This window comes from Methanosaeta sp. UBA356 (assembly GCF_002496465.1).
Lineage (GTDB): Archaea > Halobacteriota > Methanosarcinia > Methanotrichales > Methanotrichaceae > Methanothrix > Methanothrix soehngenii.
The window spans coordinates 1-10,208 of the sequence record NZ_DAKC01000012.1 but is presented as its reverse complement, the minus strand read 5'-3'; the positions used below and the strand labels follow the sequence as shown (position 1 = coordinate 10,208).

Below are 10,208 nucleotides of genomic sequence, written 5' to 3'. Positions count from 1 at the left end.
CTTTTTCTCATGCAAATCAATGCCTCTTGTATTCCAATAGTCTATCTGGATCTCCTTGAGTTGCCTCGTCGTGGATTGAATGCTGTAAACTGCTATTATTAGAGCGATAAATCCAATAGAGGTGCCAATATCCTCCCCAAACGATTTGCTAAATCCTAATACACTAAATATATATAAAATGGTGATGATGGATAACCCAATGGTATAATTATAATTTCTTACTATTGCTTTTACTCCTTCCTTGCTAATTCTGTCCAACATAAATAAGACCATTCTTTAATAGACCTTTTTTCCCCTCGTCTCTGCCTGCCCTCTCGCCAGCCGTATGGCCTTGTGCAGCTTGGCCTCCAGCATCTCCCTGGGCGGCAGCTCCACCAGGTATTCCGCCACCCTGATCTCGCCCCGGTCCAGCAGCAGCTCGATCTGCTCCCGGTTCATCTCACCGCACAGGTGATCCCAATGGGCGGCTCCTCTCCAGGCCGGCGCTCGTACCTATCCAGCCATTTCATGTACAGCTCCATGTGGCCCTTATAGGCAGCATCGAAACTGCCCAGCTTCGGCTCAATGGCCACCAGCCGACACAGGATGCAGTGGTAGGAGAGTAGATCCAGGTAGAAGTCCCTCTCCCTTCCTAACCTCTCAGCCATCTCTCTGCTCCTCGCCCAGGTCTACCCCGATGTCCATCCCCTTCTCGATCCTCTTGAAGCCAGCATACATGACGCAGATGAGCTGTAGCGGCGAGAACGTCCTCCCCGGCAGCGACCGCAGGACGCGCGTCCCCTGGGGGTCGTAGATGTCCGGCCCATGCTGCCCCAACATGCCGATCTCGAAGGTGATCTCCTGGACCTCAGGCAGCGACTTCCCGCGAAACAGCCGCCGCGCATCCAGCAGAGAGAAAGCCGCCGTTCATCTTGGCCCCTTGGCCTTGAGTTCGCGGGCCGCCATCTCGCGCAGCCCATTCCTGGCCAGGCCGATGGCAAGCAGGGCCATGGAGCTGCAGACGTCCAAGGAGATCCTGGCAGAGATCTTCCACGCTCAGCCCGGCGAATTCGTCTCCATTATCTCAATCTTCCCAATCTGAGGGGTAATTTTCCCCGAAATCCACATACTTATTATTGCAATTTAATACAATAATGTTTTCACGAGTTCTGGTTATCGCGGTATAAACAAGTGAGTCTAAACTAGCAAAATCCCATTTTTCGGGTATCAATAAGATAACGTGCCTTGATTCCCATCCTTTAAAGCTATGATAAGTGCACATTTTAAGGCGGCTATCTCCGAGCCAAAATGCTTTTTTATTTCGATGGCTCCTCCTTTCAAGATCGTCTTCAAAAACATGATTTGCTTCAATCCCATCGTCTTCAAAACTTTTTATCGCAGTAGCTCCGTAGTTCTTATTCGGAACAAGAATGACAATATCTGAAGGATGGCCTTCCTTAGCTCTTAGCTGCGCTGATCTTATTAGATTGTAAGCAATTCTTATTTGGATTAACCATTCACTGCCACATATATTTTTCCAAATAAAGTGAGGTTTGAGTGGTTTATTTAAGAGAGTGGTCTGTTCATAGCGTTCAACTTCTATTGCCTTATCTAATCCGAAAATATCACTAAAACTGTTAGCCGCGTCACCTATTTTTTTGGGCATGCGATAGATCGTCTTTAGTTCTCTCCATCGACCTCGGAACTTGACATTTCTCATTCCTCCGTCTATCCAATTCAAATCTCTTCCATAAATATTTTGTTTTTTATCACAAACAAAGAGCAATTCGTCTCTTTTAGCAAGAAATTTCGACAATAAATTATACCATTCCCATTTAAAATCTTGACCCTCGTCGATTAATATTGCGTCATATTTGAGATGATCCAAATTTTTCCCTTGCTGCATCGCAGAATTTAAGGCAGATTCAACAGTCGGGACGATGGTTTCCAAATAATTTTCTCGAGGCTTTGGAACCCCTAATTCATTTAAAAAGTCATTGCAGAATCCATGGAAATGCTTAAAATTAATATTTGACCAACTGAATTCGTAAGGTGTTCGTGCTACCATATCTCTTACAAAATGCCAGAGAGTAATATTGTATGTAACAACCAATACCCTAAAACCTTGCGAGGCTAGGTTTGCAGCTCTATAAGCAATAATCAAGGTCTTGCCACTTCCAGCGACACCTCTCAGCCTAAAATGTCCACTCTTGGGTTCAGCATGCTCCTTTTGTTCTGCGGAAAGCTCTAAGAGTTGCGACTGCTCTTTGCTGTGAAAGGGTGGAGTTAACCAAAACAATATTTCTTTAACCCATCCACCCTGCAAATCTCCTAGGATAGATGAATCAGATCGACGAATGAAACTACTTATCTTATTTTTATCTAAGTCATCATAGCCAATTATAGATGCGTATCTTTCATTGTTGAAGAAATCCTTTGCTTCTTTGCCGCCCATCTTGTGAAGGTATAATGCCGTTTTTATAAATCCAAATACTTTTCTGTTCTTATCTGCAGCTTCACCTAGGCGAGGGACGAGTAGCCCAAAGATAATAGATTTATAATAATTTGCCTTATCTATTGGATTTTCAATTTCATGGTTCCTATCTCCTTTTTTAACACATAATTTGCCATTTTCCCAGCAATATGATTTCAAATTCCAGTCTTTAACTTCTATAATCGTCATCCCAAATTTGGGGTTGAGAATTACTACATCAGGCCGACTGCCATTCAAATATGGCTGCGCAAAAATCATCCAATCATCGGGAAGTACTTCATCCAAAAACTCAATAATTCTGCGCTCCCCTTCAGTCAATGGATTATGAAAATTATTTATGTCATTCCAATCAGGAAATAATCTGCTTTTATTTTCAGCTTGTAATGATAAAATCTGAGATGGTTGATCTTCTATTTCTAAAATAGGGCCATAATTTGGAGTTTCATCTGTAGGTAGCTTAATCTCCTCCGACAACGACTTTTCAATATTCGGCTCAGAATCAGTCACTTCTCTCCTTTTTTCTTCATCAAAGCGCTGACGAATTATCTCCCATGCACTTGATTTAAGCGACTCTGCTTCGGGGGCCCTGATTAGTTCCAAGAGGCGATGCATTGTGTCTAGGGCACGGTGTGCATCGTCATCGGAAAACGACTGCTGGTGTGCCCATTTATTCCTTATATCCCTCAATTCGCTAATATAACTTCTCCCGATATGACCTAACTTAGGCTGAAAAATTTCTCTGGACCAGTTATTCCAAATGATGATGAGCAACGCCTGGACATCAAGCAAAGCATATCGTTCTTCTAGAGGGCCTCTTGCCTGCGCTTCCGGGCCAATCTTGCCCATAATGACCGCTTCTATACCATTATTCCACCAGTTCTGTCCGTAAAATTCTTTCAGCTCCATCTCAATAAAAGGCATAAGGCCTTCTCTCAATTGCTCTAGCCCTCTGCCAATTATTTCATGATTTTTGAGTACCAACTAGAATTCCCTCTTTGAGTCCTGGTATTAACATAAGTTTATTCTATCAAATATCTTTTTGTCGCTGGCGGAAAAAAAGTGCTCAATCCAGGCGGGAAAAAACATCTTCAGGTGCTCTGCCTGTCAGCCTGCGCATCCATCTTCCCGGAGCTCCCCATGTGAACTGTCGTACTTGTGCCTGCAGGCCATTGGCGGCCTTCTGCAGAGTCTGGCATTCCCCAGGTAGCTCCTGGGCGTCCATGTTAGAGGCCTTTCTTCTCTCCGTCCCAAGACTCTCAGCAATTCCCCACTCCTCGCCCAGCTCCACCGCGATACCCATCCCCGATTCTATCCTCTTGAAGCCGGCGTACTTGATGCACCCCAGCTCCAGCGCCGAGAAGATCCTCCCCAGCAACACCCGCAGGACGCGCGTCCCCTGGGGGTCGTAGATGTCCGGCCCATACTGCCCCAGCATGCCGATCTCGAAAGTGATCTCCTGGATCTCCTGCAGCAACTTCCCTCCAAGCCAGATCGCCAAGGAATGCGTTGGCTGGATGAAAAGCGGACCAAAAGACATTGGAACTGCCAACATTTGAAACCTTGAGGATCTGCGAGAAGAGTATGAATTACTGGGATGGAGGATTATCCTTCCGGAGGCAACGACCCGACACGCCGCTAACGATCTCTCAACCGTTAAAGAAAAAGAGACCCACAGGAAAAGTGATAAATGGTTGCAGCGCGAAAATCATCGAAAATAGGAGAACTCGTATGACTATGAAAGTAGAAATCAAGGATAACAAGCTCTTTATAGAAATTGACCTGGAAGAACCAACCCCATCGTCATCCGGTAAAACCCTTGTTGTTGCAAGTACACATGGGAATATCGTTACTACCGCTAAAGTTAATGATAAGCCGATCACCATCGGCTTGAATGCTTATATTAAGCCTTGAGCAACCGCAGAGCTGCTCTATACCATGTGGCTGGCTCAGGTCGAGATGAAGGTAGGGGTGGGTTATGTTTCTCGACCATCGGCCCTCGTTTGTGACCTTTGAGAAGGGCCTTTACTATCTCGTTCGAGCATATGCCTGAGGGCAGCTGTGCTCGGCCAGTCCGTCCCATGGGAGTCTTTCTTGGCCCTTGTGGCTTTTTGCTGGCGTTTTCACTTGGAAGTGTGGCAGTTCTTAGAAAGCTCAGTGTGAAGAGAGACTGGAGTGAATCCTCTGGATGGACAAAAAGCATCTCAGAAATGCACGAGTGCATTAGAATTTCACGCCGTGCGTTTACCGTGCATTTTCTCCGATTCTTCTCTCGTACTTCACGCTTCGTCCCTTTGTCCCAATCGGAATGAGGTGCCCTTCCCGCTCCAGCTTCTTCAGCAGTCTGTAGGCCTGCGGCCCAGATATATGGCACAGCTCAGCAACTTCAGCCCGTGATATTTCTCCGTGCTTTTCCACATATTGAAGAACCATCTGCCCCCACTGCAAAGGCTCGAATCCATGAGTACGAATATAAGCCGCCCTCTCGCCAAGCCTTCTGTAAGTGGATGCGCATAGATGATATGCTCTTGCTTTTCCTTCACCCGAAGCTTCCAGTAAGCCGCCTTCAACCAGGCGCTCCAGCGCGGCACGAGCCTCGTTCTCAGGCTTTTGAATAATCTTTGCCGCCTCCTTTGCCGTGGTTCTTCGTTCGAGATACACATGATTTAAAAGAAGCAAATCATCCAGCCGGAAGGGCTGGCCTGCCTGGTTCTCTTCCACCACCAGCCGCACGAAATCCCGGTTTGCTTTCCCTCCTGGCAGGACCAGAATAACATCTGTTTCAGAGCTCCGCTCATAAGATGGAGCGGGACGGCCATTCCGAAGCTGCTCAAAGAAGATTGTATCTATCCCTCTGGCAGTACGCTCCACGATTCCGGCTCTCTTGAAGGCATCCGCAAGAGAGGGATTGCGAGGTCTCGGTGGTGTGACCAGCAAATTATCCAGCCGGACGCCTTCCGGAAAGCCGCCCGGATTGGAGATCTCAATCCTGTCCTCGTGCCACTGCACATGCACAGCCCCTAGTCTGGAATAATCGCGGTGAATCAGGGCATTGGCCAGCCCTTCACGAAAAGCCCGCTCTGAGTAATCAGGAATTCCGATGCGAAAGATGTTCACCATCAGCTCTTCTTCTCGGTTCCTGGCCTGCAGCCTGGACAATAGCTCCTCCATTATCCTCAAAAGGGGCCATCGGAAGAATTCGTTGACTACAATCCTGGTGTCGGAAAGAACCTGGAAGGCCACCTCATGAGTGGGGAGGTAGCGATGGACTGCGTCCTCTCTTCCGAAGAGCAAAAGGCCGAGGACCCTAACTGCAGACACCTCGTGGTTCGCCTCCACTGCGCCAAGGGCCTTAGCTATCTCCTGGTCGGGAAGCTCGGCCAGGGCGGCATCGCTTCTTCCCCGGCTCTCGCGTATCATTCTCCGAAACCGTTCGAACTCCAGAGGGTCCAGATCCTCCCAACGAGCATCGGGCACCACCAGAGCGGAGTAATCCTGTATCCCCCGGTCTGCCTGGCGGGCGAGCATTTCGGGGAAGAGATAGGGAATGCACTCAGGCTTTCCCTTGCCCCCTATCGCCCGGCGCTGATACTTGCCTTCCGGAGTGCTCACCGGCGTTCGGGATGTGGGCACCTCGACAACGAGAACATACCGACCATCAATCTCGATGATCTCTACACGGCAAGCCAGAGACGGACGGGTGCGATTTGCAATGAGAGCTGAAACACGATATGTATCGGTCTTTTCTCCAGAGTGGCGCGGCCTGGAGCCTGTGATGCGGCCATCGTCTTCCACGCCGACCAAGAGCCATCCTGGCTCCACTCCCGATCGGTTGGCAAGGCATATGACCGCTTCCACCAGTGCTGAATCTGACAGGGATGCCTTCTCCTCGTCCTTGAACTCTACATTCAGGCTTTCGCCTTTGGCTATAATTTCGCGTAAGAGTTCTGGTATCATGCTTTTTGCTCGCACCTAATTCCGGCTGATATGGAGTGGTATCTCACAGAAAGGTGATAAAGGCTTCTGCCTGGCTTGAGCCGTTTTCGAGATATATGAACAAGATGAAGCCTGTAAGGAGGAGGAGCTGGTTAAGATCCTGTGGATCGTGACCATCAACAAAGCGCATAAACTCTACAAACATTTTGAGGTGTGAGTTATGAGCATAAAATAGGTTCAATTTGTGGAAAAATCAGGCCATTTTACCGGTAAAAATAAGCTGAAGTCTCACCCTCAGCGCTTGGGCACCTGCAAGAGTAGCACGAGAAAGTCATTTAAGGCCTGAAGAATCACATCACTGTCATCTGTTTGCACCACAAACGGTGGCTCAAAGAGAAGCCAGGGCATCATATACCTGGCTTTTCTTTGAATATTCTTTCTTGGCTCCTCACCATTTGGTATGGGTGAACTTGAATCGCAAATTCTCTGTGTCTTTTGTGCTTCTGTGGTGAACCGCTATGCTCTGACCCAATCACAGAGACGCAGAGGAACAGAGGTATAATCTCAGCGGGACTCGCCCACATATTTCAGCGAAGAGCCTTTTTCTTTATTATACATTGCTTAATATAAATTAAGGTGAGGGGATGTCAGATTTCTATAGGATCATGGCGATATGATATTATAGTGCAGCACCTAAAGATTGAGACTAATAATCCACATGCACTGGCGTCATAACATGGCGAATAAGTATCAATCTTTGGGTTCTTGACTATAGTCCGGAGCAACAAAGGCGATGGCTATTTGTCACCACCACCATCTCCTGCTCGGCAGCACCTCCCATTGTCGGAACGGCCCACAATTTCAACGCCTTTGGCTACAATTTCGCGCAAGAGTTCTTGTATCATGCTTTTTGCTTTCACATATTCCGGCTGATACGGAGTAGTATCTCACAGAAAGGTGATAAAGGGCTTCTGCCTGGCTTTGCAATTTTAAAGATAACATGAGCAAGATGAAGGCTTATGCCGAAAGTTATATCCGCTTTGCAATCTTTACAAGATCACCATGATTGCCTCAAAGCGCCTAGCTGTGACTGAGTCGGTATGGGCAGAGTTATCTGATCTTCGCAGACCGGGAGAGACCTTCAGCCAGCTCCTTGCGGATATGGTCGAAAGAGAGAAGAAGGCGCGGTTGATCGCTCATCTTAAGCAAATAGCTGATGAAGGCGACTATGTGGAGTTGCCCCCTTGAGCCGCAAGGTGATGGGCAGATCTGAGGCCAATGTTCCAGCAAGACTGGGACCTCTGCAGATCGTCGCTGCATGTAGGCTGGCCTGGAGGTCCGATCTGGTCTCTGATTTTTGGAACAGACCAGATCAGGGCTGCTGAAAGCTCCGGTCTTCAGGCCGGAGTAGCTTACGAGGCGATTATGAAGCCGTTAATATTATACCTAAAAGAAGTGGCTGCAAAAATAGTCTCGTACAATTTATTGCATCTGATCCAATCCATGTGGTTGCCCTTTTCGCCCATACCTGAACCGAGCCAATGTCTTGGGTCCCCATAAGAACACCACGATTATGGCCGTGATCGTTATGAGCCCATAGGCAATAGCTGCATCGCCCAGCTCTAATGCTGAACGACTGCCGGGAAACACACTCCTTCCTGTATTGGTCACGGCATGAAAGAGTATGGCCGCAAATACGCTATTACCAGTGTTGTTATAGAGCCAGACGGTCAGGATCCGGAAGCTAACGGTCAGTATACTGCCCCATATGAACAATCCCGGAGCCATACCCATTGAGATCATCGACGGCCAATGCCATATCGCATGGATCGACCCTATGATGAGACAGGCTGCCAGTGCGCTGTACAGGGCTTGCATGGGATCGGTGACATACCCCGTATAGCCAATCTCTTCTAAAGCCGCGGCGAAGAAAAAAAGCCCAAAGATGAACGGCGTCAGAAGGGGCAGATGCCAAACGGTGGGGATCGGCAACCCCACAAGACGCATTATCCAGTAGGTCAACACGTAGATGAGCGGCATCAAAAAAATGATGGGAATATACCAGATCTTTCGTGTGATCCTCTTATAATCGAAGGTTCTCCTCAAGAGCTTCCGCACCCCAAAAAGCTTCTCCTCCCTGTACACAAGGATCAAGGCAGCTATCGTCGGGGCAAAAGTGGCTGCAATGTCTGTCACGGGAAGGTTATCCAAAGGAAGCTTAATTGGAAAGAGGATTCCGATTAACGTGATGTCGATGGTCCCCATAATGGAATCCGTCAATATTTTGACGTTTTCACTCTAATTTTTCCAGCTCTTGCCTCCTGAATCCCTCATTTTCCTCTTATTTTCCATATTTTTTCGACAGCTAAAGCTAAACCACCATTTTGCTTTTGGCCGAGGCCAAATGATAGACATTGAAAACGATACCCGTAATCATCATCTTGACTCGAACTCTGGCAACTGTAGTAACAGCGACATGCCCTGCTTTGCAGACACACTTGATGAAAGCGTAGAACCTCTCTACAGGCGATCTTTTACTGGAGATCCGCTTGTTGCGCATTTCATCCTTGTAACTTAAAGGATGGCCTCGGGTGGCTTTTCTCATGGCTGCATCATATCCTTTTGTCTTCGCGCCAGAATATCCTTTATCCGCATAGCGAACTTCGCCTTCTTCTGCTAAATCTACTTGACTATCATGGACATTAGCAGCTGTAACCTCGATCCTTCTAATCAAACCAAATTTCTCGTCCATGGCATCATGCAGCTTGTAGCCGAAAAAGGATTTAGTTCCTTTTTTCGCCCATGCTCCATCTTTACTTCGCCTGGTCTTGGCTTCATCGCCACGAGGAGTATCTGCTTTGGCATGGCCAGGATCAGATGTTATGAACGTGGCATCCTGCATGATTCCCTTTTGCACCTTGAGTTTCATGGCATCAAGTTGCCTTTGCATCTCAGCCCATATTTTCTGGTCTGCACCGGTCTCAGCAAGGCGTTCTCTGAACTTCCATATCGTTGTGGAATCTGGAACAGTCTCCGTTGTGCCAAGAAACACTCTAAACGAGATGCGATCGGCAATTTCCCGTTCAAGCTGCTCATCGGATAGGCTGTATAGCTGTTGAATGAAAAGCGACTTGAGCATCACGATCACATCGAGATTCGGTCGGCCGCCGCATTCGGTATTGTTCCTGTACATAGCTTCAAGCGGCGGTCTGAAGCCTTCCCAATTTAGTCTACCCCCAATATCGACCAGCTTATCTCCAAGATCTTTGACCCGTTCGTATTCCAGACGAAGGGCAAAATCAGTGAGGTTCCTCATGTAACATTATATACTAACAATAGTATTTATAGTTATCGATTAAATGGGGTTTTTCGGAATTCTCGAAAGATGATATTGAGCACCCAAAAGGGGATGGAAAGGGCGTAAACCAATGTGAAGAAGAGAACAGGCGACCTTTTTGATGATGCGCCGGTGTTCATGGCTGTTTTTCTCCTTAACAATTTAATTGGTAGCTTTGATTGTATAAGAAAGTTCCTCATATGTTGCACTCTTTGATTTATGTCGATGCGTTGGATGCCGGTGATCTTCACAGATGATCTCAAGAAGAAGCGATCCATCAACGAGAGCTTCTGGCTCATCGGCTGTCTGGATGTTAAGCTGTGGTGGATAAAGGAAAGCAATGACAAAGGCAAGAGCCCAAATGAAGAAAACGGTGTCCTTGGACTTAAATTATGGGAGCTAAACACATACTTTGTTAGAAGTGCTCGTATCATTGACATATCGTAAAAGCTATTTACTATAAAT

Annotated in this window: 13 protein-coding genes; 4 read left to right on the top strand and 9 right to left on the bottom strand. The window is 47.3% G+C overall.

What is annotated here, in order from left to right; translation table 11 throughout:
• The 4 genes from BP727_RS00655 to BP727_RS00640 all read right to left on the bottom strand — a co-directional run.
• On the bottom strand, positions 1 to 261 hold a 261-nt coding region (locus BP727_RS00655; protein ID WP_286856814.1), incomplete at its 3' end, for a hypothetical protein.
• A 15-nt stretch (positions 262 to 276) separates the two neighbouring features.
• Positions 277 to 438 (bottom strand): hypothetical protein, encoded by a 162-nt coding sequence (locus BP727_RS00650; protein ID WP_286856813.1) that lies wholly within the window; start codon positions 436 to 438, stop codon positions 277 to 279.
• On the bottom strand, positions 435 to 647 hold the full coding sequence (locus BP727_RS00645) for a PDDEXK nuclease domain-containing protein (RefSeq protein WP_286856812.1): 213 nt from the start codon (positions 645 to 647) through the stop codon (positions 435 to 437). The genes BP727_RS00650 and BP727_RS00645 overlap by 4 nt, the downstream gene beginning before the upstream one ends.
• Positions 640 to 819, bottom strand: coding sequence for a hypothetical protein (locus BP727_RS00640; protein WP_286856810.1), 180 nt, complete (start codon positions 817 to 819; stop codon positions 640 to 642). Before BP727_RS00640 ends, BP727_RS00645 begins: the two co-directional genes overlap by 8 nt.
• On the opposite strand from BP727_RS00640, the gene BP727_RS00635 reads away from it, so the two are divergent.
• Complete coding sequence (locus BP727_RS00635; RefSeq protein ID WP_286856808.1) at positions 818 to 1,081, top strand: hypothetical protein; 264 nt, start codon at positions 818 to 820, stop codon at positions 1,079 to 1,081. The two genes, BP727_RS00640 and BP727_RS00635, sit on opposite strands and share 2 nt — an antisense overlap.
• Here BP727_RS00635 and BP727_RS00630 read toward each other — a convergent pair.
• Positions 1,064 to 3,454 (bottom strand): Swt1 family HEPN domain-containing protein, encoded by a 2,391-nt coding sequence (locus BP727_RS00630; protein ID WP_286856806.1) that lies wholly within the window; start codon positions 3,452 to 3,454, stop codon positions 1,064 to 1,066. The two genes, BP727_RS00635 and BP727_RS00630, sit on opposite strands and share 18 nt — an antisense overlap.
• An 82-nt stretch (positions 3,455 to 3,536) precedes the next feature.
• Positions 3,537 to 3,947 carry a hypothetical protein gene (locus tag BP727_RS00625; protein ID WP_286856805.1) on the bottom strand — a complete coding sequence of 137 codons (411 nt, stop codon included), beginning with the start codon at positions 3,945 to 3,947 and terminating at the stop codon, positions 3,537 to 3,539.
• 254 nt (positions 3,948 to 4,201) lie between these two features.
• On the opposite strand from BP727_RS00625, the gene BP727_RS00620 reads away from it, so the two are divergent.
• Positions 4,202 to 4,384, top strand: coding sequence for a hypothetical protein (locus tag BP727_RS00620; protein WP_048133313.1), 183 nt, complete (start codon positions 4,202 to 4,204; stop codon positions 4,382 to 4,384).
• 330 nt (positions 4,385 to 4,714) lie between these two features.
• Here the strand turns inward: BP727_RS00620 and BP727_RS00615 are convergent, their stop codons facing one another.
• Positions 4,715 to 6,427, bottom strand: a complete 1,713-nt coding sequence (locus BP727_RS00615; RefSeq protein ID WP_286856802.1) for an ATP-binding protein — start codon at positions 6,425 to 6,427, stop codon at positions 4,715 to 4,717.
• A 1,041-nt stretch (positions 6,428 to 7,468) separates the two neighbouring features.
• On the opposite strand from BP727_RS00615, the gene BP727_RS00610 reads away from it, so the two are divergent.
• The gene (locus tag BP727_RS00610; RefSeq protein WP_273278528.1) at positions 7,469 to 7,654 is read left to right on the top strand and encodes a hypothetical protein; all 186 of its coding nucleotides are present in this window, start codon (positions 7,469 to 7,471) and stop codon (positions 7,652 to 7,654) included.
• A 234-nt stretch (positions 7,655 to 7,888) separates the two neighbouring features.
• Here the strand turns inward: BP727_RS00610 and BP727_RS00605 are convergent, their stop codons facing one another.
• Complete coding sequence (locus tag BP727_RS00605; RefSeq protein ID WP_286856800.1) at positions 7,889 to 8,671, bottom strand: CPBP family intramembrane glutamic endopeptidase; 783 nt, start codon at positions 8,669 to 8,671, stop codon at positions 7,889 to 7,891.
• Positions 8,672 to 8,777: 106 nt separating this feature from the next.
• Positions 8,778 to 9,722: an IS5 family transposase gene (locus tag BP727_RS00600; RefSeq protein ID WP_013718511.1), complete on the bottom strand. Its 945-nt coding sequence runs from the start codon at positions 9,720 to 9,722 to the stop codon at positions 8,778 to 8,780.
• Between the two features lie 255 nt (positions 9,723 to 9,977).
• Between BP727_RS00600 and BP727_RS00595 the strand changes: the two genes are divergently transcribed.
• A complete protein-coding gene (locus tag BP727_RS00595; RefSeq protein WP_273278532.1) occupies positions 9,978 to 10,190 on the top strand; it encodes a hypothetical protein in 213 nt (70 codons plus the stop codon).
• The last annotated feature ends 18 nt before the right edge of the window (positions 10,191 to 10,208 follow it).